The organism is Streptomyces sp. NPDC048481, from assembly GCF_043200075.1.
Taxonomy (GTDB): Bacteria; Actinomycetota; Actinomycetes; order Streptomycetales; family Streptomycetaceae; genus Streptomyces.
In genome coordinates, this window is sequence record NZ_JBICXC010000013.1 from 133,343 (window position 1) to 155,392 (window position 22,050).

Genomic DNA, 22,050 nt, shown 5'->3' on the forward strand with positions numbered 1-22,050 from the left:
CCGGCCGTCACGACGGCCGGTCCCTGCGCGCCGGCGGGTGCGCCGGGTCAGGTCACCATCGGTACCAGCGGCCGCGGCTGCCGCCGGCGGAGGTGGAACGCATGACGAACCCGAGCAGCCACAGCACCAGAACGGCCAGGGCCACCCACCACAGGACCTTTACGGCGAAACCGACGCCGAAAAGGACGACGGCGAGAAGCAGCACGAGAAGCAGGGGAACCATACTCATCGACCTCCTTTTCCTCCGTCTTCCCGGACTTTTCCCCGATACGCCGAGCGGGCCGCGGCGGATGCCGGCCGGCGTGCTCAGTTCTGGGTGAGCATGCCTTCGCGCAGCCGGGCGAGCGTGCGCGACAGCAGCCGCGAGACGTGCATCTGCGAGACGCCCAGCCGTTCGCCGATCTGGGCCTGCGTGAGTTCCTCGACGAAGCGCATGTGGATGATCTGCCGGTCCCGGTCGTCGAGTTCGCCGAGCAGGGGGGCCAGGGCGTGGAAGTCCTCCACCAGCCCCAGCGCGGTGTCCTCGGCGCCGATGAAGTCCTGAAGGGCCGATTCGCCGTCCTCGCTGCCGCCGATCGTGGCGTCCAGAGAGGAGGAGTTGTAGCCGTTCGCGGCCAGCCGCGCCTCGCGGACCTCGTCCTCGGGAAGACTCATCAGCTCCGACAGCTCCTTGACCGTCGGGGTGCGCCCGAGGCGGCTGCGCAGCTCCTCCGTGGCGCGCGCCAGATGGACGCGGGCCTCCTGGAGGCGTCGGGGCACGTGCACGGCCCAGGTGGTGTCCCGGAAGAAGCGCTTGATCTCACCCACGATGTAGGGGATGGCGAAGGAGGTGAACTCCGCCTCCCGGGACAGGTCGAAGCGGTCTATCGCCTTGATCAGGCCGATCATGCCGACCTGGACGATGTCCTCCATCTCCTCCGGCCCCCGGCCGCGGAACCGGCCGGCCGCGAAGCGGACGAGGGACATGTTCATCTCGATCAGCGTGTTGCGTGCGTAGCTGTACTCCGGGGTGCCTTCCTCCAGCACCGCCAACTGGTCGAAGAACAGCTTGGACAGCGCGCGGGCGTCCTTCGGGGCCACCCGGGAGGGATCGGCGACCTCCGGCAACTCGTGCACCCGCGCGTCCGTTGCCGTCGTGCTCATGAGCGCCATGACATACCTTCCCACCGTAGAAAGCCCGCTTCAGGCCGCCGGTCGCCTGCTCCCGGCACAGCGGCGCGACTACCCCGGCCTCACGCCTGTATGCAGTCGCGGGTGCACTTGTCCGTGCCGGACCGCGGCGGGGCGGGCCCGGCGGGGTGCGGGCGGCGGCGGGCGTTCAGGCGAGGGTCGCCGGCGGCGGGGTCCACCGGCGGGTGCGGGGCGTCGCGCCGGGGAGGCCGTACTCCGGCCTGAGCTGTTCGGGGACGGCGTAGTGCATGACGCGGCCACGGGTGAGGGACGACAGCTCCAGCACGGTGGTGAGATGGCCGAGCCGGTCCAGGGCCCAGGCGCCGAGCGGGGAGCGATCCTCCACCGTCTCCAGCACGCCGAGGAGCCGGGGCACGGCCTTGACGAGGGTGTCCCACCGGGTGTGCGGGACGTCGAGCCAGTCGGCGCAGGTGTCGCCGACCAGGTAGCGGATCAGGGCCGAGACGACCGGGTCGAAGAAGGTGCCGGGCACGACGTCCTCGTAGAGGTCGATGAGCTGCCGGGTCAGGTGCGCGCCTTCGGCGGAGGGGCCCATGTGCCGGATCATGTAGAGGTCGAGGAACCGGCGCGCCTCCTCCAGGGTCTCGGGGACGGCGCTCTGGTCGACGCCCAGCATCGCGCCGACGACCCGCCAGGCGTAGTAGTAGGCCTCCGCTCCCTCCTGCGACATGTGGACGCCGAGGCGGTGCAGGCTGTCCAGCACGAGCAGGGAGAAGAACATCTGCCCGCCGATCATGTCCTCCTGGCAGATCGGCGTCCCCAGCGCGTCGACGTCCCACCTGTTCTCGCGTCGCAGGTGGTGGCGGATGGAGGCGTGCAGGAGACGGACCTTCTGCGCGGCGGGCAGGAAGCGGCCGCCGGCCTCGAAGGCGTCGGGCTGCATCAGGTGGACGGTGAACTGGCCCGTCTCCGCCATCCGTTTGGAGGGATACTTCAGCCCGTGGGTGGCCGACAGCAGTCTCGCCACGTGCGGGACGACGTAGCAGGCGGGCATGGAGGCGAAGGAGAGCGCGGTGGAGATGTGCACGTTGTTGTCGATGAAGAACAGGCGCGCCTTCTCCATCTCCGACCAGTCCACCCAGGACGGCGGGGCGGCGGTGGCCTCCAGATACTCCCGAGCGACGTCGGGCAGGCCCGGCGGCAGGGGCGCGCCGGCGGTGGAGACGTAGCGCATCAGGGTGTTGAACCGGCCGACCTCGCCGCGTTCGAAGAGGGCGGCGACGGTCGCGTCGGCGAGTTCGTCGCCGGCGTGCCGAAGGGCGTTCATCGACGCCTCGGTGCAGGTCATGCGGGGCTCCTTGCTGCTGGTGCTGGACCTGTCGGGACCGCATGCGCGCGAGGCGGTCGGCGGACGGGTACGGGTCGTCGTCGCACGGCGGGGTGTCCGCGTGCGTTCCGGAGTGCGTGCCGGTCGACGGCACGGCGGGTCAGGCCGGCCGGTCCGTTGCGGACCGGGCCAGGCGGGTGAGGACGCGGGTGGCGTGTGACGGCGCACCCCATGCGCGCAGTGCGTCGAGCGCCTCCTCCACGCGTGCGTCGACCATGGCCTCGACGCGGTCGGGGGCCTTCAGCCGGCGCATCACCTCGCGCACCGCGTCCAGGGCCCCGGCGTCCGGGCCGCGGCGGCCGAGCAGGGCGCGCAGCCGGGTGCGGTCCGCCTCGCCGGCGAGGCGCCAGGTCTCGGCCAGCAGCGCGGTGGGCCGGTTGCCGCGTACGTCGTCGGCGTTGGCCTTGCCGGTGCGGCGTGGATCGCCGAACAGCCCCAGCAGGTCGTCCCGCAGCTGGAACGCCTCGCCCAGCGGCAGGCCGTAGGCGGAGTAGCCCTCGCGCAGCCGGGCGCCCGCGCCGGCCAGCGCGCCGCCGATCAACAGCGGCTGCTCGACGGTGTACTTGGCGGTCTTGTAGCGGATCACCTTCAACGACGCGGCCGTGTCCGGACCGGCCCCGGTGCGCAGGATCTCCAGGCACTCGCCGGCGATCAGCTCACGGGCCATCACCGTCCACAGGGGACGGGCCCGCGCGAGGTAGGCGGCGGGCAGACCGCTGGCGGCGAACAGCTGCCCGGCGAGCGCCATGAGCAGGTCGCCCACCAGCATCGCCAGCGATCTCCCGGTGGCGTCGGCCCCCGGACGCCCTTCCGCGGCGGCGCGCAGGGCGACATGGGCCGTGGGGCGTCCGTGCCGCAGGGGGCTGTCGTCGATGAGGTCGTCGTGCACCACCGCGGCGGCGTGCACCAGCTCCATGGAGGCCGCGGCCCGCACGAGCGCGTCGCTGTCCGGCTGTCCGGCCGCCCGCCAGCCCCAGTAGCAGAAGGCCGCCCGCAGCCGTTTGCCCTCACCGACCGCCGCCTCCAACTGCCCGGCCACCGGCTCCAGGAGGGGATCGACGCGGGCGAACTCGTCGGCCTCCTCAGCGACGAAGCGGCGCAGCACGTCGTCGACGCGGGCCTTGAACGCGGCCTGCTCCCACCCGTCAGACATCGCCGGCGGACCTGAGGGTCTGGGCACGGCGGGCGAGGATCTCGAGGTGCGCGGGCGGCACCGCCGCGTACCGGTCGAGGACCAGGCGTCCACGGGCCGTCAGATCGTGCTCGGCCTGCGCCGCGAGTTCCGCGGCGTCCGAGCGGCGCAGCAGCCCGCGGACCGCGCCCAGGGCCGAGCCCAGCGTGCTCACCGCCAGGTCCGCCAGTCCGGCAGCAAGCAGCACCGCCTGCTGGTCGAGCCCGCCGTGCTGTCCCGTTTCTCGTGTCATCGTCTTCCCCACCCGTCAGGACGTCCGGCGACGCCGGTCACGCGCCTCTCCCGGGAGCATGGCGTCCGGGCGGGCGCGGCGGAGCGGGAACTCACGGTCGGGTGATCGACTAGCTCGCCTGTGCGGACGGCACGACCGCGCGGCGGTGGAGGGGACCGGGCGGTCGGCCTCGCCGGGGGCGGTCGCACACGGGGGCCGGCGGCCGGGTTTGGCCACGGCGCGCACGGGCACCCGCCCTGCTCACGCGGCGGGGGGACGGGCGTCCGGGCGGGGAGCCTTGGGACATCTTTTACGCGGCACGTGCAACTCAGGATCGTCCCGTCGCCGTCTGAGAGGGAGTCGGGCCCGTAGGGGCCGAAGGGCGAGAGAGCGGGGACAGGTCGTGGGACGGCGCAAGGGCGGCATAGGGATCGCACTCGTCACGGGTGTGATGCTGGTGGGCGCGACGGCCTGCGGTGGGTCCGGGAGCGCCGGCGACAAGGCCGGCGGCGGCGACGCGAAGGCTTCGGGCACACCGCGGGCGAGCGCCTCGCCTTCGCCGACCAAGCCGGCCGGACCGCCGATGCTGCTGGAGACGATCACTCCGCAGACGGGCACCACGGTCGGCGTCGCCATGCCGGTCTCGGTGGTCTTCACCGACCCGGTGGCGGCCAAGGCGCGGGCCACGGTCGAGAAGCACATGAAGGTGAGCGCCTCGCGGCCGGTGCCCGGCGCCTGGCACTGGTTCGGCGACAAGCGCGCCGACTGGCGGCCCAAGGACTACTGGCCCTCCGGCACCACGGTGAAGATCGACGCGGACCTGAACGGCGTCGCCAACGGCAACGGACGCTTCGGCGTGCGCGCCTACACCCACACCTTCAAGATCGGCGACGATGTGCGCGCCGACGTGTCGGTGACCGGCCACACCATGAAGGTGACCCGCAACGGCAGCGCCGTGCGCACGCTGTCGATCAACGCGGGCAGCGCCGAGTACCCGACGTGGAACGGCACGATGGCCGTCATCGACAAGGAGAAGGAGGTCCACATGACCTCCTGCAGCGTCGGCATCAGCTGCGACAAGGGCAGCCCGAACTTCTACGACCTGACGCTGCCCTGGGACGTCCATCTGACCCAGTCCGGCACCTATGTGCACTACTCGACCGGCGACCCGAACCCGGGCAGCGGCAGCGCGCGCGGCTCGCACGGCTGCGTCCACCTGTCCATCTCGGACGCCAAGTGGTTCTACGACCAGGTCAAGCAGGGCGATCCCGTCACCATCACCGGGTCGCCCCGGGCCAAGGCCCCGGCCGACAACGGTTACGCCGCCTTCAACCTGGGCTGGGACGAATGGCTCGCGGGCAGCGCCTCCGGCGAGCAGACGACCTCCGCGCTCTGACCTGCACGCTCTGACGCCCGGCGGCGGCGCCCTGGGGGCGGCGCCGCCCGACGCGGCCGGGGCTGCGGCATCGTCCCGTCAGCCGGCCGCCATGGACAGGAGCGTCTTGCGCGTCTCCTCCGCGCGGGGAGAGCCCAGCGCGGTGTAGAGGGCGAGCGCCTCGCGCAGGTGGCCGACGGCGCTCGTCCCTTCCCCCAGCTCCTGCCGGACGAGGGCCGAGCCGATGTGCGCGCGGGCCTGCTCCTCCTGCTCCCCGATGCCGCGGGCCAGTTCCAGCGCCGCCGCGTGCGCCTCCAGGGCCTCGGCGTGCCGCCCCGCGCCGTGCAGCGCCTCGCCCAGTCCGTTGAGCGCGCCCGTCTCGCCGTACCGCTCCCCGGTCCGCCGGAAGAGGGCCAGGGCCTGCCGCTGACGTTCCGCGGCCTCCTCGTGTGCACCCCGGCGGCACAGCGCGTCCCCCAGGCCGGACAGCGCGTGGGCCTCTCCCCCGGTGTGTCCGAGCCGCCTGAACAGGGTGAGGGCCTGCTCGAAGCGCGTGGCCGCGGCCGCGTGGTCGCCCAGCCGCGCCAGGAGGATCCCCAGGTTGCCGAGGGCGCTGGCCTCGCCGAACGCGTGGCCCGTCCGCCGGTACAGGGCCAGCGCCTGCTGGTACCGCTCGATCGACGCCTGGTAGTCCTCCAGCAGTTCCTGCACGATGCCGAGGTTGTTCAGCACGTCGGCCTCGCCGTGGACGTCCCCCACCGCGCGGAACAGGTCGACGGCCCTCTCGTGGTGCTCGGCGGCCTCCCGGTACCCGCCCTGCAGTTCGTGCAGCACGCCCAGATTGGTGAGATGGCGTGCCTCGCCGGCCCGGTAGCCGATCCGACGGCACAGGGCCAGCGCGTCGGCGTGCCTGCGCCGGGCGCTCTCGTAGTCCCCGAGCCGCCGGTGGACCGCGCCGACGCAGGCGAGGACGTCGACCTCGCCGCGGACGTCCCCGACCGCGCGGGCGGCGCGCACGGCGTGCGTGTGGACGGTCAGCGCGTCGGCGAAGTGCCCCGAGCGCTCGTAGTGGCGGTGGAGGGTGGTCGCGATCCGCACGGTGTGCCGGGACGGGCCCGGTTCCTCGGTCCGGGAGCACAGCGCCACCAGCGTGGGCTGCGCGGCGCGCAGCCACGCGCGGCATTCGTCGGCCGTGCGCAGCGGCGGCAACCCCGTGCGGGGCGCCTCGACGGCGGGACGCAGATGCCGTTCGGCCGGGTACAGCACGTCCATCGCCGCGGCGGACGCCGCGAGGCAGTGGTCCAGCAGGCGGTTCACGGCGGCGTCGCGCGCGGCCCTCTCCTCGTGCCGGCCCGCGAGTTCCGCGGCGTAGGCGCGCAGCAGGTCGTGCATGCCGTGGCGGCCGGGACCGCTGGGGTGCAGCAGGTGCGCGCGGGCCAGCGCGTCCAGCGAGCGTCGCGTCCGTGTCACGCTCTCGCCGGTCAGGGCGGCGGCGCCGTGCACGTCCGTGTCGGGGCCCGGGTGCAGGCCCAGCAGCCGGAACAGACGCGCCTCCTGGTCGGGGAGGCGGTCGTAGGACCAGGAGAACACGGCCCGCACGGCGGCCCGGGGGTCCCCGTCGCCGCTGTCCAGCAGGTCCAGGCGCCGCCGGTGGTCGCGCAGTTCGTCCACCAGCAGGGCCAGGCTCTCCCGGCGGCGCGAGAGCACCAGTTCGGCCGCCACGCGCAGGGCCAGCGGCAGCCGCCCGCACTGTTCGGCGAGGGCGGCGGCGGCCGCGGGATCCGCGTCGACGCGCGGCCCGATCAGCACGCGCAGCAGGGTGAGCGCCTCCTGCGGGGTGAGGACGTCGAGGATCACGCGGTGCGCGCCGTGGACCGAGACCAGCGACGACAGCGAGTCGCGGCTCGTGATCACGACCTTGCAGGTGGGGCTGCCGGGCAGCAACGGGCGTACCTGCGCGGCGGAGGCGGCGTTGTCGAGGAGGACGAGCAGCCGGCGTCCGTCGACCGCCGTGCGGTAGCGCGCCGCCCGCTCGTCGAGCCGCAGCGGTATCTCCTGGCCGGGGACGCCGAGCGCGGTGAGGAAGCCGGCCAATGCCTGGGCGGCGGAGACCGGTTCGTCCGGATCGTAGCCGCGCAGGTCGACGTAGAGCTGTCCGTCGGGGAAGGCCTCCCGCATGCGGTGCGCCCAGCGCACGGCCAGCGCGGTCTTGCCGACGCCCGCGGTGCCGGAGACGGCGGAGACGACCACCGCCGATCCCGCCCCCCCGGCGTCCCGGCGACCGTCCGGGACCAGGTGCCGGGTGAGTTCGGCCAGTTGCTCCTCGCGTCCGCTGAAGCGGCTGACGGCCATGGGGAGTTGGGCGGGTACGGCGACGGCGGCCGGGGCGGCCGTACCGGCGGCGGGCGCCGGTCCCCCGCCCGCCGCCTCCTCGTGGCCGGCGGCGCGCAGCGTCTCCTCGTGGGCCTCCCGCAGTTCGCGGCCGGGAGGCACGCCCAGTTCGTCCGCGAGCCTGCGCCGGATCGCGGCGTACGTGTCCAGCGCCTCGGCGGTCCGTCCGGCGTCGGCGAGGCCGCGGATCACCGCCACGGCGAGCGGCTCGCACAGCGGGTGCTCCGCCAATAAGGGCTGGAGCACCGTGGGCACGTCCTGCGGCTTGTCCTGTCTCAGCAGGGCACGGGCCCAGGCGAGCGCGGCCTCCACCCGCTCCTGCGTCCAGGCGGTCCGCGTGCGCTCCGCCCAGGCTCCCGGCAGCCCCGCCAGCGGCACGCCCCGCCACAACCGCAGCGCCTCCTCCAGAAGCCGGGCCCGTCGCTCGTCGTCCAGGCGGGGCTCGCGCGCCTGGACGACGAGGGAGCGGAACCGGAGCAGGTCGACGGCGCGTTCGTCCGCCTCCAGCACGTAGCCCCCGGCGGTCCGGGCGATGCGCGGCGGCGCCGGGGGTTCCTGCCCGTCGGCGGCCTCCGTCGCGGCCGCGGCCGCCGTGTCGTCGAGGAGCCGGCGCAGTCGGCTGATGTGCGCGTAGAGCACCGAGCGGGCGCCGTCGGGCGCGTCGGTGTCCCACACGCGTTCCACCAGCGTGCTCACCGGGACCGGGCGTCCGGCGTCGGCCGCCAGCGCCGCGAGGACCGCTCTCCGACGCGGCTGCCCGGCGTCGACGACGCGTCCCGCGACGCGCAGTTCCAGGGGTCCGAGCAGGTACAGGTTCATCGTGCCTCACGTGGGGACGGACGGGTCACGGCGGACCGGCGGCGGGAGAACCCGCTCCCCGGGCCGGGGTCGCCGTCGACCCTCCGCCCTGCGCTCCGGGGCCGGCGCCGGACGGCCGTCACAAGGTTTTCGCAAGGTTCACCGTAGATCCTCAACTCACGTGCCGTCAGGCGGATCGCGGCAGACGCCGTGCCCCGCCGGGAACGCCGACGACGGCCCGCTCGCGCCTCCGGGGAGCGACGCCGCCACCCGCACCGCGGCGCTCGCGCGAGGCGTGGGCCGAGCTGACGCAACGAGAGATGGGAAGTGCCATGCGCAAGATGATGTCCCGGGCGAACCGGACGGCCGTCGCCGCCGTCGCCACCGCCCTGCTGGCCTCCGGAGCCGTCGTGGCCGGGGCGACGAACGCCTCCGCGGACGGCTGTGTGGGTCCCCTGTGCGGCGCGGTGAAGAACAGGACCGGCCAGACGATGCACTACACCATGAGCCTCGGCTCGGGCCCCCACTACTGCGACGTGTGGAACTGGGGCGGGGGCACCGGCAGCGAGTTCAAGCACGCCAAGTGCAAGCAGTTGTCGTTCGGCAACGGCACGCGCGGCGGCAACGGCACCGGCAACGACGTCGACGCGTTCACGTTCGCGAACCACGGATACCACGAGCGGTTCTCGCGGGTGGGCACCTGGCACTGGCGCGCCAAGGGGGTCTGGACGAAGATCCGCAGCGGGGAGATCGCCGACTGCGGCATCGGCGACAACAACGAGACGTGGTGCACCGTCCTCGTGCAGGCCTGACACCCCCGACGGGGTGCGGCTGCGCGCACCGGCCGCGCGGCCGCACCCCGTCGGCTCCGACTCCGGCCTGGAGTGCGACTCGCGACTTGGACTTGAACGTCGACTTCGACTTCGCGTGGACCGGCGCGCACAGGGGAGGCGCCGGTCCACGCGGCCGTCCGCGCCGCCCGGGCCGTGGACCCTCAGCGGCCGCGCATGACGACCAGGTGTGTCACACCACGCCCTGAGCCGTCATCGCCTCGGCCACGCGCAGGAAGCCCGCGATGTTCGCGCCCAGGACGTAGTCGTCGGGGGATCCGCCGTAGGCGTCGGCGGTGGCGCGGCACTGGTCGTGCACACTCTGCATGACGGCCGCCAGCCGCCGCTCCGTCTGCTCGAAGGTCCACGCGTCGCGAGAGGCGTTCTGCTGCATCTCCAGGGCCGAGGTGGCCACACCGCCCGCGTTGGCGGCCTTGCCCGGCCCGAACAGGATGCCCGCCTCCCGGAAGATCTCGACCGCCTCCGGGGTGCACGGCATGTTGGCGCCCTCGGCGACGGCCCGCACCCCGTTCTTCACCAGCGTCGCCGCGTCGGGCGCGTGCAGTTCGTTCTGCGTGGCGCACGGCAGCGCGACGTCGCAGGGTACGTCGAAGACCGAGCCCCGCTCGGAGAACCGTGCCGTGGGCCTGGCCTCCGCGTAGGCCGACAGCCGCGCCCGCCGGGCCTCCTTGACCGTCTTGAGCAGTTCCAGGTCGATGCCGTCCTCGTCGACCACGTACCCGCACGAGTCCGAGCAGGCCACCACCGAGCCGCCCAGCGCGTGCACCTTCTCGATCGCGTACACGGCCACGTTCCCGGAGCCGGACACCACGACCTTGCGGCCGTCGAAGCCGTCCGCGCGGGTGGCGAGCATCTCCTGGGCGAAGTAGACCGCGCCGTAGCCGGTGGCCTCGGTCCGGGCGTGGGAGCCGCCCCACGAGACGCCCTTGCCGGTCAGCACGCCCGCCTCGAAGCGGTTGGTGATGCGCTTGTACTGGCCGAAGAGATAGCCGATCTCGCGCCCGCCGACGCCGATGTCGCCCGCGGGGACGTCCGTGTGCTCGCCCAGGTGCCGGTACAGCTCGGTCATGAACGCCTGGCAGAAGCGCATGACCTCGCCGTCGCTGCGGCCCTTGGGGTCGAAGTCCGAGCCGCCCTTCCCGCCGCCGATCGCGAGTCCGGTCAGGGCGTTCTTGAAGATCTGCTCGAAGCCCAGGAACTTCACGATGCCGAGGTCGACGCTCGGGTGGAACCGCAGTCCGCCCTTGTACGGGCCGAGCGCGCTGCTGAACTCCACCCGGAACCCGCGGTTGACCTGCACCCGGCCCGCGTCGTCCACCCACGGCACCCGGAAGATCAGCTGCCGCTCCGGCTCGCACAGCCGGTCGGCGATGAACGAGTCGACGTACTCGGGATGCGCCTGGAGGGCGGGCGCCAGCGTGTGCAGCACCTCGCCCACCGCCTGGTGGAACTCGTTCTCCCCGGGGTTGCGCCGGCAGACTGCCGCGTAGACGGCCTCGATGTGAGCACTGGGATTCATACGCGTCTGCTCTCCTGTTCGTCCGCCAGGCACTCTCGCCTCGTCCGGCATGCCCGGCCGCTGTTCCGTCCATGAATACGCACGACAGGTGTCAGCGTGTCAGGCGGGACGCGGCGGGGGCGGAACCCGGGGCCGCCGCAGGGATTTCCCCAGCCCGGATTCACCTGCTTCGCTCCCGAATTCCCCCGGTCGCCCGAACGCGCGCGCTTCCCCCGATGTGACGACCCCCCGATCCGCCGACGCGTTGATTCCCGCCCCGCGCCGCTTCCTCACCCGCGCCGGCCGGTCCTCGCCGGACGCGCTTACCCCGGAGGTCATCGACCCCGGCCCGTCCCGGTGGCAGGCTCGTGCACGTCGAGAAGCCGACAACGAGATCCCGGAGGACACCGTGACCGCCTACGCGATAGCCCGCCTTCAGGAAGCCGCACCCCACGCGGAGATCGCCGCGTACATGGAACGCGTCACCGGCACCATGGCGCCGTACGGCGGCCGCTTCCTCGTGCACGGCGCACGGCACGAGGTGAAGGAGGGCGACTGGCCCGGGCACGTCGTGGTGATCGGCTTCCCCTCCCTCGCCCGGGCGCGGGAGTGGTGGGACTCGGCCGCGTACCGGGAGATCGCCCCGCTGCGTTCACGCCACATCGAGGGTGACGTCATCCTCGTCCCGGGCGTCGCCGAGGACTACGACCCGGCCTTCACCGCGCGCGCCGTACGGGACGCGCTGCCCGCCCGGTAGCGCCGTGCCACCGGCCCTCGCCGCGAACCGTCCCGCCACTCGACAGATGGTCTGCGTACAGATAGTCTCTGGGCAGAACATCGACACGAGGGGATCACACCATGTGGGACTACGAGCACGCCGTCGAGACCGGCGCCGCCCCCGAGGCGATCTGGCGGCTCTGGACGGACGTCGAGAACTGGGGCGCCTGGAACGCGGAGATCGAGAAGACCGAGATCGACGGCCCCTTCGCGACCGGCGCCCGCATCACGATGACGCCCCCCGGGGAGGAGCCGATCGCCCTCCGGATCGCGGAGGTGACCGAAGGCGAACTGTTCGTCGACGAGGCCCGGTTCGGGGATCTCCTGCTGCGGACCGTCCACCGGATGGACCGGCTCGGCGAGGGCCGCGTCCGGGTGGTGTACCGGATGGAGATCACCGGTCCGGGCGCCGACGAGGCCGGGGCGCGGATCGGTCCGGGCATCACCGCCGACTGGCCCGCCACGATGGCCGCGCTGGTCGCACGGGCGGCGCGCTGATGCCCCTCAGCCCCGGCGACAGCCCCGGTCTGCTGCTCTGGCACGCCACGCTGCGCTGGCAGCGCGAGCTCACCGCGGTCCTGGCGCCCCTCGGTCTCACGCACGTCCAGTTCGTCCTGCTCGCCTGCGCCTGGTGGCTCAACTCCCAGGGAGAGCACCCCAACCAGCTCGCCCTGGCCCGCCAGGCGGGCACCGACGTCAAGATGACCTCGCAGGTCCTGCGCACCCTGGAACAGAAGGGACTCGTCCAGCGGGAGGTCGATCCGGCCGACACCCGCGCCAAGCGACTGCGGGTCACCGACGCCGGCGCGGACCTGGCCCCCCGCGCGATCGCCGCCGTGGAACTCGCCGACGCGCGCTTCTTCCGGCCCGTGCCCCTCGACGAGGCCCTGCCCCTGCTGCGCCGCCTGGCACACCCCGAACCGGAGACGCCGCCGGCCTCACCGTGACGTGCGGCGCCCGCGGCGGGACCGGAACCGGGGTCCGGTCCGCGCGCCACGGCCGGGGGGGCGTCCCGTGACGCACGGACCGCAACCGCCCGGGCCCCGCACCGCGTCTCCACCTGCGCGAACCGGAGTCACACCAGGGCAGCCGGCACGCACCGACCGACTCTGGAGGACGTACGACGTGGGCATCATCGGCTGGATCATCCTCGGCCTGCTCGCCGGGGCCATCGCCAAGATCCTGCTTCCCGGGCGCGACCCGGGCGGCTTCATCGGCACCACCCTCATCGGCATCGCCGGGGCCTTCGTGGGCGGCTGGATCTCCGCCCGGTTCCTCGACCGGCCGGTGGAGAAGCATTTCTTCGACCTGTACACCTGGGGCGCGGCCGTCGGCGGCGCCCTCGTGCTGCTCGTCGCCTACCGTCTGCTGTTCGGCAACTCCCGGGACTGACCGGCGGGTTCACCACGGCCGTCGGCGTCGCGGCCGCTGCCGTCCGCGGCGGTGACGCCGACAGCGGCGAGGGCTTCGAGGGGCGGCCGAGGGGCTCAGTCCCGGAGTTCGCCGCGGAGTCCGGTCAGGAAGTCCACGAGCGCGGCGTTCACCTCCGCCGGGCGCTCCTGCTGCGTCCAGTGTCCGCACCCCTCCAGCCGGACCGGCTCACGCCGCAGGCTGGGCATCAGGTCGGGCAGGGCCGCGATGAGTTCGGGCGTGCCCGGGAACGCGGGCACCAGGTCGCGGTCCCCGTACACGTACAGCGCGGGCACGCTGACGACGGCCTGGTGCCAGGCCGCCGTCAGCTCCCAGTTGCGGTCGATGTTGCGGTACCAGTTGAGCGCGCCGGTGAAGCCCCCGGAGAAACTGTCGGTGAGGACGTCCAGGTCCGCCTCGGTGAACCACTCGGGCAGGGCCTCGGGATCGGGCATCGTCTCCAGCCAGCCCCGGCCGTGCTCGACCAAGGGCTGCCTTCCCTCGGCCGCGGCGGGAGCGTCGCCGGACGCCATGTGGAAGAACTTCCGCAGCGTCGTGCGCGGGTCCTTCGCGAACTCCGCGTCCGCGACTCCGGGCCGGTTGAAGTAGTTCCAGTAGAACCGGCCTTCGAACATGCGGTCCATGACCTCGAGCGGCGGCTGCGTCCCGCGGAACGGCGGCGGCACGCTGAGCCCCGCCACCCCCAGTACGACGTCCGGCCGGAGCAGCGCGGTGTGCCAGGCCACCGGCGCGCCCCAGTCGTGTCCGACGACGTACGCCTTCTCCTCGCCGAGCGCGTGGATCAGACCGACGACGTCGCCGACCAGGTGCAGGATGCTGTAGGCCGCCACGTCCTCGGGGTGGTCGCTGCGGCCGTATCCCCGCTGGTCGGGTGCGACCACGCGGAAGCCGGCGGCGGCCAGCGGGCCGAACTGGTGCTGCCAGGAATGCCACGATTCGGGGAAGCCGTGCAGGAGCACGACCAGGGGGCCTTCGCCCTCCTCCGCGATGTGCAGCCGGATCCCGTTCACGTCGATCATTCGATGCGCAACCATGTGCGAAAGCATAGGGCTTCTGGCTTCTGTTCTTCGAACCGAGGCCGGTCCCGCAAGCCGCTGCGACGGTCCGCCGGGTCCGCCGTGAGGGCGCGCCCCGCGTCGGTCGACGTCCGTTTTCCGGTGTCCGGGATCTGTACCGAACGCGAGAAAAGTCCTATATTTCTATCTACCTCTGCCGGGTCATGCGGTGCACCGAGCGCCGCTTTTACGGGTTGCCCGCACGCGGGTGACCGAAGAACCACGCGGAGGTGGTGATGATGTTCTCTCGCTCTGCCGGTCGCTCCTTCCCGCATCCGGACCCGTGCCCCCGCTCGCGACCGCACCCGTACGCGCACGCCGAGGCCGGCGCCGTCGGGGAGGCGACGGGTGTTCCGGGAGGGGAGGCGGCGCGTGAACTGGCGTGACCTGGCGGAATGCCGTTTCGAGGATCCCGAGCTCTTCTTCCCCATCGGGGAGGACGGTCCCTCGCGACTCCAGATCGACCGGGCACGGGCCGTCTGCAACCGGTGCCCCGTCGTGACGGCCTGCGGCGACTGGGCGCTGCGCAGCGGTGAGTACGACGGCATATGGGGCGCGATGACGGCAGGAGAGCGCCGGGCTCTGCGCCTGTGGCGCGGGAACTGAGGCGGTGCGGGCTGCCGTCGGGCCTCAGGACACGGAAAGGCCAGGACACGGAAAGGCGCCGCCCGATGCTCACGGGCGGCGCCTGCCGTGTGCGGCTACTCGACCTTGGCCCAGTCGAGGGTGCGTTCCACCGCCTTCTTCCAGCCCGCGTATCCCTCCGCGCGCTGGTCGTCGGACCACTGGGGCTCCCAGCGCTTCGACTCCTGCCAGTGGGTGCGCAGTTCGTCGGTGTCGCGCCAGAACCCGGTGGCCAGGCCCGCCGCGTAGGCGGCGCCGAGCGCGGTGGTCTCGGCGACCACCGGACGGCTGACCGGCACGCCGAGGACGTCTGCCTGGATCTGCATGCACAGATCGTTGGCCGTGACGCCGCCGTCGACCTTGAGCACGTCGAGGTGGACCCCGGAGTCCTGCTCCATGGCCTCGACGACGTCGCGGCTCTGATAGCAGATGGACTCGAGGGTGGCCCGGGCCAGGTGGCCGTTGTCGTTGTACCGGGCCAGGCCGACGATCGCGCCGCGGGCGTCGGAGCGCCAGTACGGGGCGAACAGGCCCGAGAAGGCGGGTACGAAGTACATCCCGCCGTTGTCCTCGACGGTGCGCGCGAGCGCCTCGCTCTCCGCCGCGTCCTTGATGACCTTCATCTGGTCGCGCAGCCACTGCACCGCCGAGCCGGTGACGGCGATGGAGCCCTCCAGGGCGTAGATCGCCGGGCTGTCGCCGAACTGGTAGGCCACGGTGGTGAGCAGTCCGTGCTGCGAACGCACCAGCTCGGTGCCGGTGTTGAGGACGAGGAAGTTGCCCGTGCCGTAGGTGTTCTTGGCCTCGCCCGGTGCGTAGCAGACCTGTCCCACCGTGGCCGCCTGCTGGTCGCCGAGCACCCCGGTGATGGGGATGGCGGCACGCAGCGGCCGGGAGGTGCGGGTCACACCGAACGCCTCGCGGTGGGAGGACGGGTTGATGGCGGGCAGCATCTGCCGGGGGATGTCGAAGAAGCCCAGCAGCTCGTCGTCCCAGTCGAGGGTCTCCAGGTCCATCAGCATGGTGCGGCTGGCGTTGGTCACGTCGGTGGCGTGGACGCCGCCGTCGGGGCCGCCCGTCAGGTTCCACAGCACCCAGGCGTCGGTGTTGCCGAAGAGGGCGTGCCCCTGCTCGGCCGCCTCGCGGACGCCGTCGACGTTCTCCAGGATCCACTGGATCTTGCCGCCGGAGAAGTAGGTAGCCGGCGGCAGTCCCGCCTTGCGGCGGATCACGTCGCCCTTGCCGGAGCGTTCCAGGGCGGCCGCGATGGAGTCGGTGCGGGTGTCCTGCCACACGATGGCGTTGTAGTAGGGACGTCCGTTGCGCGGGTCCCACACCACGGTGGTCTCGCGCTGGTTGGTGATGCCGATCGCGGCCAGGTCCTCGGGGGTGAGGTTGCCGTGCCGCAGCGCGTTCTGCATCACGGAGTTGGTGCGCTCCCAGATCTCCACCGGATCGTGCTCGACCCAGCCTGAGCGCGGAAGGATCTGGGCGTGCTCCAGCTGGTGCTTCGCCACCTCGTTGCCGGCGTGGTCGAAGATCATGAATCGGGTGCTGGTGGTGCCTTGGTCCACCGCGCCCACGAAGTCAGCCATGGGTTGCCGCCTCTGCTGTGGGGGTCATTCCTCGGGAGCCGGGACACGGCCGGGAGGCTCGGGCTCCGCCGTCGGCAGGAACCGGCCGATGAAGGCCTTGTAGAGGCCGGCGCCGAGCAGGCCGCCGATCAGGGGCCCGACGATCGGCACCCAGAAGTAGAGGTTCCCGTACTGATCTCGCCATGCTGTGCCGTAGCCCGTGATGAAGCTGGCCAATCGGGGCCCGAAGTCACGCGCCGGGTTGATCGCGTATCCCGCGTTGGTGCCCCACGCCATGCCGATCGCCACGACGATCAGACCGACGATGAACGGGGCCAGATTGGCGCCCGGCGGGGTGTTCAGCAGGTCCGTGACGGCGAGGATCAGCAGGAGCAGGATGGCGGTGCCGATGATCTGGTCACGGAACGCGCCCCACTCGTGGACCGGCAGATTGGGATTGCCGTTGGCGGGGAGCGTGGAGAACACGCCTTGCGTCTTGATGGTGTGTCCGGGGTCGGCCTTCGCCAGTGCTTCGGTGTAGTTCCACCGCACGATGAGGGCCGCCACGAAGGCTCCGGCGGTCTGGGCCAGCGCGTAGGGCGCGACCTTGCTCCAGGGGAAGCCCTTGAACGCGGCCAGGGCGACCGTCACCGCCGGATTGAGGTGGGCGCCGCTCAGCCGCGCGGCGACGTAGACGCCCAGGGTGACGCCCAGGCCCCAGGCCCAGGCGATGCTGTCGTGGTTTCCGAGTCCTCCCGGCGGCGTCGTGAGCGCTCCACCGGCGACCACCTGGGCCACCACGCCACAGCCGAAGAGGATGAGAATCATGGTGCCGGCGAATTCGGCCGACAGTTCGCCGACCAGTCCGGACCTTTTGAACCGCTCAGCCATGGAAGCCCGCTTCCCGCCGGCGCGGAGCCGGCACGTCGACTGCTCGAGGTCTCCCGTAGAACAGCATAGGGCGATCATGGAGCAAGCGCACAAATCGGAAGATCTGCGGGCCGACGGCGACGGTCAGAGGCTGAGCAGCCAGACGAGCAGCCGTATGAGCAGCGCCAGCAGCGTGGCCCCCGTGAGCAGCGCTCCCACGACGGCGAACACCCGGTCGGCCGTCGCCGCGTCCCAGCCCTGGATCTCGAACCGGCGGGGGTTGGCCGCGTCGTACCGGACCGTCACCGCGGCGCCCACGCCGAAACGGCCCTCGACGGATACGCGCCCGAAGCGGGACGGGTGCTCGCAGGCGGTGCCGTCCTGAGTCGTCCAGGCCGCGACCGGGTGGTGGAACTTGGCTCCGCCGTCGCTCCGGCTGACGTGGTGGCGGACGATCCGTCCCCTGGCGGTCACCCCTGTGCGGCGCAGCGCCTCGGCACGACGCAGTCCGTGCAGGCCGATGGCGAGGAAGGCCGCGCCGAGCAGGAGGGGGACAAGGGAGAAGAGCCATTCGCGTTCCATGTGTGGTGCGACGCGTGAACAGGGACGACGGTTGCGCGTGGGGCGATCGTCACCGTGCGCGCGAGACGGTGCTCACAGCCCTTCCCGGTCCCAGGCGCCCCAGAACGCGCAGTGGTGGCGACGCGGCGTCGTGAGGGTGGGGACGATGTGGTCCGGCGCCAGGGACAGGACCGCCCGGCGGGGCCAGTGCGGCGTCGAAGGGCCGTCGGGGTCGCCGGTGCGGGCGAAGCGGGTCCAGTAGTCGATCATGGCGTCGGCCAGCCGGCGCTGTGCCGCGCTCAGGTCGCGCGGGCGGCCGCCCAGGTCGAACAGATAGGGCAGCTCGCTCGCGTGCGGTGCGCCGAGCGGGAAGGGCGGCGTGCCCGGGGTGAGCGGCGGGGCGTGCTCGTCGGCGAACTCGTAACGCCAGACGGGTGTCCGGGCGGCGAGCAGGCCGGCCGCGTCCGCCGTCGGGCAGGCGAAGTCGGCGTCGCCGATGACGGCTCCGAACACGCGGCCCCCGTCGGTGCGGTGCACGGGGTACTCGCGGACGATCGCCGAGGCCTGTCCCGGTGCGGGGAAGAAGGCGGCCACGACGTCGGGCCAGGTGTCGGGGTCGACGGGATTCCCGGCCTGGACGATCCCGGCGGCCCAGCCGTTGCCCTCGTCGTGGTTGGCGCCGATGAGCACGGGGACGCGGTGGAAGCGGCCCGAGGCGATCGCCGCCCCGGGGTCGAGGGGCAGCAACGGGGTCCCGTAGGCGGGCTGTTGGTCGGCGCCCTGGGCGGCGAGCAGACGCGCGGCGTCCACGCGGCGCAGGCAGGCCACGGCGTCCCGGGCGGCGCGGCAGCCCACCTTCGCCGCGAGATCCGCGCCCGCCGCGTTCGCCGTGGGCAGCGCGGCGGACGACGGGGCGAAGGGCCGGTCGGGGCGGCCCGTGCACGGCCCGCTCTGGATGATCGCCCGGTCGAAGAGCCGCGCGGCGGCGGGCGAGGCGAGCTGGGCGCAGACGCTGTAGCCGCCCGCCGACTCGCCGGCCAGTGTCACGTTGCGCGCGTCCCCGCCGAAGGCGCCGATCCCGGCGCGCACCCAGCGCAGCGCCGCCTGCTGGTCGGCGAGACCGAAGGTGCCGGAACCGGGCAGCCCGGCGTGCGCGAGGAAGCCGAGCGCCCCGAGCCGGTAGTCGACGGTGACGACCACGACGTCGCCGCGGGCGGCGAGGCGGCGGGCGTCGTACGAACCGGCCGCGCCGGTGGTGAGGCCGCCGCCGTGCAGCCACACGATCACCGGCCGGGGGTGCGTGGGGCGTGCGCCGTCGGGCGTCGTGACGTTCAGCCGCAGGCAGTCCTCGTCGGTGCTGCCGCCGGGCACCTCCCCGGCGGGCTGCGGACAGGCGCTCGCGGGGCGGGTGGCGTCCAGGACCCCGGTCCAGGGGGACACGGGGTGGGGCGCGGCCCAGCGCAGCCGGCCCACCGGGGGCGCCGCGTAAGGGATTCCCAGAAAGGTGCGGTAGCCGTCGTGGGCGGCGCCCCGCACCGGCCCGTCCTGCGTGCGCACGGTCGTGGTCGCGGCGCGGGCCGCAGCGGGGCCGGCCGGAGCCGGATGGGAGCGGGCGGGGGCCCCGGCCGTCGTGAGCACGACGGTCAGGGCACAGCCCAGGGCGGTCAGGACGCGGTGCGGGCTCATCGTCTCCCCCTCGGGTCAGCTGCCGCCCATGCCGCCCTGTGCGGCGATCATGGTGGTCGGCAGCGTGCGTACGGCTTTCTCCAGACCGGGCGCGAGCACGCCGAGACTCCGTGTGCAGGCGTCGATGCGGGCCCGGAAGGACTTGCGGTCCCGCCGTGACACGACGGGGCGGACCCTGCCGGCCGCGGCCAGCGCCAGCAGCGCCGCGTCGGCCGCGGCGACCTCGCCCACCGGGCCGGTCCCGTGCAGTGCCGCGTGGACGCGGGCGCGCAGTGCGGCGGGAACGGCGGGGTCCGTCACGGTCAGGCGCCGGGCGCCGAGCAGGGTGCGGGGTTCGCGCACGGCGAGGAGTCCGGCGGCGGCGAGCCGGTCCTCCACCAGCGTCAGGGTGCGCTTGCGACGGTGGTGCACCAGGTGCTTCCAGCCGTGTCCGCCGGCGGCGTCGCGCAGCACCGTGTCCAGGACGGGGTCGCCGGTCGGCCGTTCGCCGGACACGGTGACCGTGCCGTCGTCCTCCCGCAGCCGGCCGCGCAGCGCGAGGTCGGTCAGGGCGGCCGCGCGCACGAGCAACTCCGTCCGGCGACGGTCGTACGGACCCTCGGCCGCGTCGTCGTGGGCGAGCAGATACATGAGGCAGGCCAGGTCGTCGATCACCCCTCGACGCTATGTCCGGCCGCCCCCGCCGCGGATCGGCCGCGGGGAGGGACTGCTCCTGGGAGCACGGGAGGAGCGGCGTGCCGTCTCCTCCTCAAGGAGGAGACGGCGACGACCTCAAGGGCGGCGCGGCAGCACCAGGCCGTGATCGTAGGCGGCGACCACGGCCTGGACGCGGTCGCGCAGGCCCAGTTTGCGCAGCACCGCGGTGACATGGTTCTTGACGGTGGCCTCCGACAGGCCCAGCCGCTCGGCGATCTCGGCGTTGGACAGCGCCTGCCCGATCAGGGTGAGCACCTCCCGCTCGCGGCCGGAGAGCTCCCGCAGCGAGGGCGGCGGCGCCGGGGCGGACGCGGTGCGCAGAAAGCGGTCGAGGACGCGGCGCAGCACCACCGGGGCGAGCAGGGCGTCGCCGCGCGCGGTGAGCCGGATCGCCTCGACGAGTTCGGCGGGGCGGATGTCCTTCAGCAGGAAGCCGACGGCCCCGGCCCGCAGGGCGTCGACCACGTGCGCGTCCACGTCCCAGGTGGTCAGCACGAGCACCCGGGCCGTGCTGCCGCACCGGGCGAGCTGCCGCGTCGCCTCGATGCCGTCCACGACCGGCATGCGGACGTCCATCAGCACCACGTCCGGCGACAGTTCCCGCGTCAGGAGGACCGCTTCGCGGCCGTCGGACGCCTCGCCGACCACCTCCAGGTCGTCCCGGGCGTCGATGATCATGCGGAAGCCGGTCCGTACCAGGGCCTGGTCGTCGGCCACCACCACGCGCAACGTCATGACACCTCCTCCAGCGGCAGCTCCGCCGTCACCTCGAACCCGCCGCCGGGCAGCGGGCCCGCGCGCAGCCGCCCGCCCACCAGCCGGGCGCGCTCCCTCATCCCCACCAGACCTCGCCCCGCCCCCGCCGCCGACGGGCTCTGCGACGCGCGTCCGTCGTCGGCCACCGTGACCCTCACCCACTCCCCCTCCACCGCCACGCGCACCCTCACCACGTCCGCGCCGGCCGCGTGACGCAGCGTATTGGTGAGGGCCTCCTGGATGATCCGGTACGCCGCCAGGTCCAGCGCCGCCGGCAGGCCGTCGGTGACGCCCTCGCGGTGCACGTGCACGGTCAGCCCGGTCGCGCGCACGGCGCCGGCCAGCTCGTCCAGACGCGCGAGCGAAGGCCCCGCCTCCCACCGCTCGGGAGTCCCGCTCCCGTCCGCCTCGGGGCCGAACGCGCGCAGCAGCAGCCGCAGTTCGCCGAGCGCGGAGCGGGCGCTGATCTCGATGGCCCGCAGCGCCTGGCGGGCCTGCTCGGGCTGCCGGGTGAACACGTCGTCCGCCGCGCCCGCCTGGACGACCAGCACGGACAGGGTGTGCGCCACGACGTCGTGCACCTCCCGGGCGATCCGCGCCCGCTCCTCCACCACGGCCCGGCGCGTCTCCGCCCGCGCCCGCGCCCGCTGCGCACCGCGCCACTGCCCCGCGGTCCACGCCAGGACGACCGTCAGCAGGTAGACCGCCAGGCCCGCCGGGCCGCCCGCCCGGAAGGCCACCGCCCCCGGCAGGCACATCGCCGCCAGCGCGCACACCGAGGCCCGCCGGGGCCTGGTCGCGGACAGCACGCACAGCGCGACCTGCGCCGCGAGCAGCGCGCCCGTCAGGGACACCGCGGGCAGCAGCGCCCACACCCCGAGGCCCGCCGCCGCGGTCCCGGCCAGGACGGCGACCGGAGCGCGCAGCTGCCACCTCAGGGCGCAGGCCTGCGCGAGGACCAGGGCGAGGGCCACGGCCGGCCGAGGGCCGGTACCGGAGCCGGCGACGAGCACCGAGGCGCCCGGCACCGCCAGCACCAGCCCGGCCGACCACCCCCACAGCCTGCGGGCCGCCCGGGGCGACGGCTCGTCCCGCGCGTTCCCGGCGAATGCGTCGTCGGGCTGTCTGCTGCTGCGGTCCACGCCCCGACCCTACCCAGCGACCGGCCGCGGGCCGCCGGTTCGCC

At 73.5% G+C, this 22,050-nt stretch carries 22 protein-coding genes; 7 read left to right on the forward strand and 15 right to left on the reverse strand.

Annotated features, from left to right (window positions below; translation table 11 throughout):
- Positions 1–52: 52 nt before the first annotated feature.
- The 5 genes from ACGFSH_RS30605 to ACGFSH_RS30625 form a co-directional block, all read right to left on the reverse strand.
- A complete protein-coding gene (locus tag ACGFSH_RS30605) occupies positions 53–223 on the reverse strand; it encodes a hydrophobic protein (RefSeq protein ID WP_329417587.1) in 171 nt (56 codons plus the stop codon).
- Positions 224–306: 83 nt separating this feature from the next.
- On the reverse strand, positions 307–1,152 hold the full coding sequence (locus ACGFSH_RS30610; RefSeq protein ID WP_393354152.1) for an RNA polymerase sigma factor SigF: 846 nt from the start codon (positions 1,150–1,152) through the stop codon (positions 307–309).
- A 166-nt stretch (positions 1,153–1,318) separates the two neighbouring features.
- Entirely contained in the window at positions 1,319–2,479 is a 1,161-nt protein-coding gene (locus ACGFSH_RS30615) for an oxygenase MpaB family protein (protein ID WP_393354154.1), read from the reverse strand.
- Positions 2,480–2,618: 139 nt separating this feature from the next.
- Positions 2,619–3,671, reverse strand: a complete 1,053-nt coding sequence (locus ACGFSH_RS30620) for a polyprenyl synthetase family protein (protein WP_393354156.1) — start codon at positions 3,669–3,671, stop codon at positions 2,619–2,621.
- A complete protein-coding gene (locus tag ACGFSH_RS30625; RefSeq protein WP_393354158.1) occupies positions 3,664–3,942 on the reverse strand; it encodes a polyprenyl synthetase in 279 nt (92 codons plus the stop codon). The genes ACGFSH_RS30620 and ACGFSH_RS30625 overlap by 8 nt, the downstream gene beginning before the upstream one ends.
- A gap of 382 nt (positions 3,943–4,324) precedes the next feature.
- Between ACGFSH_RS30625 and ACGFSH_RS30630 the strand changes: the two genes are divergently transcribed.
- Positions 4,325–5,317 carry an Ig-like domain-containing protein gene (locus ACGFSH_RS30630; RefSeq protein ID WP_393354159.1) on the forward strand — a complete coding sequence of 331 codons (993 nt, stop codon included), beginning with the start codon at positions 4,325–4,327 and terminating at the stop codon, positions 5,315–5,317.
- 78 nt (positions 5,318–5,395) lie between these two features.
- Here ACGFSH_RS30630 and ACGFSH_RS30635 read toward each other — a convergent pair whose 3' ends face one another.
- A complete protein-coding gene (locus ACGFSH_RS30635) occupies positions 5,396–8,506 on the reverse strand; it encodes a tetratricopeptide repeat protein (RefSeq protein ID WP_393354161.1) in 3,111 nt (1,036 codons plus the stop codon).
- A gap of 311 nt (positions 8,507–8,817) precedes the next feature.
- On the opposite strand from ACGFSH_RS30635, the gene ACGFSH_RS30640 reads away from it, so the two are divergent.
- The gene (locus tag ACGFSH_RS30640; RefSeq protein ID WP_393354163.1) at positions 8,818–9,297 is read left to right on the forward strand and encodes a hypothetical protein; all 480 of its coding nucleotides are present in this window, start codon (positions 8,818–8,820) and stop codon (positions 9,295–9,297) included.
- 211 nt (positions 9,298–9,508) lie between these two features.
- Here ACGFSH_RS30640 and gdhA read toward each other — a convergent pair whose 3' ends face one another.
- Complete coding sequence (gene gdhA, locus ACGFSH_RS30645; protein ID WP_393354165.1) at positions 9,509–10,855, reverse strand: NADP-specific glutamate dehydrogenase; 1,347 nt, start codon at positions 10,853–10,855, stop codon at positions 9,509–9,511.
- 388 nt (positions 10,856–11,243) lie between these two features.
- Between gdhA and ACGFSH_RS30650 the strand changes: the two genes are divergently transcribed.
- The 4 genes from ACGFSH_RS30650 to ACGFSH_RS30665 all read left to right on the forward strand — a co-directional run bounded on the left by ACGFSH_RS30650 (position 11,244) and on the right by ACGFSH_RS30665 (position 13,003).
- A complete protein-coding gene (locus ACGFSH_RS30650; RefSeq protein WP_393354291.1) occupies positions 11,244–11,591 on the forward strand; it encodes a DUF1330 domain-containing protein in 348 nt (115 codons plus the stop codon).
- Between the two features lie 101 nt (positions 11,592–11,692).
- On the forward strand, positions 11,693–12,109 hold the full coding sequence (locus tag ACGFSH_RS30655; protein ID WP_393354167.1) for a polyketide cyclase: 417 nt from the start codon (positions 11,693–11,695) through the stop codon (positions 12,107–12,109).
- Positions 12,109–12,558, forward strand: a complete 450-nt coding sequence (locus ACGFSH_RS30660; RefSeq protein ID WP_393354169.1) for a MarR family winged helix-turn-helix transcriptional regulator — start codon at positions 12,109–12,111, stop codon at positions 12,556–12,558. The genes ACGFSH_RS30655 and ACGFSH_RS30660 overlap by 1 nt, the downstream gene beginning before the upstream one ends.
- Positions 12,559–12,736: 178 nt before the next feature.
- Complete coding sequence (locus ACGFSH_RS30665) at positions 12,737–13,003, forward strand: GlsB/YeaQ/YmgE family stress response membrane protein (RefSeq protein ID WP_256911496.1); 267 nt, start codon at positions 12,737–12,739, stop codon at positions 13,001–13,003.
- A 95-nt stretch (positions 13,004–13,098) separates the two neighbouring features.
- On the opposite strand, the gene ACGFSH_RS30670 is transcribed toward ACGFSH_RS30665, so the two are convergent.
- Positions 13,099–14,076, reverse strand: coding sequence for an alpha/beta fold hydrolase (locus ACGFSH_RS30670; protein ID WP_393354171.1), 978 nt, complete (start codon positions 14,074–14,076; stop codon positions 13,099–13,101).
- Positions 14,077–14,469: 393 nt separating this feature from the next.
- On the opposite strand from ACGFSH_RS30670, the gene ACGFSH_RS30675 reads away from it, so the two are divergent.
- On the forward strand, positions 14,470–14,703 hold the full coding sequence (locus ACGFSH_RS30675; RefSeq protein ID WP_329416394.1) for a WhiB family transcriptional regulator: 234 nt from the start codon (positions 14,470–14,472) through the stop codon (positions 14,701–14,703).
- Between the two features lie 95 nt (positions 14,704–14,798).
- Here ACGFSH_RS30675 and glpK read toward each other — a convergent pair whose 3' ends face one another.
- The 7 genes from glpK to ACGFSH_RS30710 form a co-directional block, all read right to left on the reverse strand.
- Positions 14,799–16,316 carry a glycerol kinase GlpK gene (glpK, locus tag ACGFSH_RS30680; protein ID WP_393354174.1) on the reverse strand — a complete coding sequence of 506 codons (1,518 nt, stop codon included), beginning with the start codon at positions 16,314–16,316 and terminating at the stop codon, positions 14,799–14,801.
- Between the two features lie 24 nt (positions 16,317–16,340).
- Entirely contained in the window at positions 16,341–17,186 is an 846-nt protein-coding gene (locus ACGFSH_RS30685) for an MIP/aquaporin family protein (RefSeq protein WP_393354176.1), read from the reverse strand.
- A gap of 123 nt (positions 17,187–17,309) precedes the next feature.
- Complete coding sequence (locus ACGFSH_RS30690) at positions 17,310–17,747, reverse strand: DUF3592 domain-containing protein (RefSeq protein ID WP_393354178.1); 438 nt, start codon at positions 17,745–17,747, stop codon at positions 17,310–17,312.
- A gap of 72 nt (positions 17,748–17,819) precedes the next feature.
- Entirely contained in the window at positions 17,820–19,412 is a 1,593-nt protein-coding gene (locus ACGFSH_RS30695) for a carboxylesterase/lipase family protein (protein ID WP_393354180.1), read from the reverse strand.
- Positions 19,413–19,427: 15 nt separating this feature from the next.
- Positions 19,428–20,066: a GPP34 family phosphoprotein gene (locus tag ACGFSH_RS30700; RefSeq protein WP_393354182.1), complete on the reverse strand. Its 639-nt coding sequence runs from the start codon at positions 20,064–20,066 to the stop codon at positions 19,428–19,430.
- Between the two features lie 117 nt (positions 20,067–20,183).
- Positions 20,184–20,843 carry a response regulator gene (locus ACGFSH_RS30705; protein ID WP_393354184.1) on the reverse strand — a complete coding sequence of 220 codons (660 nt, stop codon included), beginning with the start codon at positions 20,841–20,843 and terminating at the stop codon, positions 20,184–20,186.
- On the reverse strand, positions 20,840–22,006 hold the full coding sequence (locus ACGFSH_RS30710; protein WP_393354186.1) for a sensor histidine kinase: 1,167 nt from the start codon (positions 22,004–22,006) through the stop codon (positions 20,840–20,842). Before ACGFSH_RS30710 ends, ACGFSH_RS30705 begins: the two co-directional genes overlap by 4 nt.
- Between the last annotated feature and the right edge of the window lie 44 nt (positions 22,007–22,050).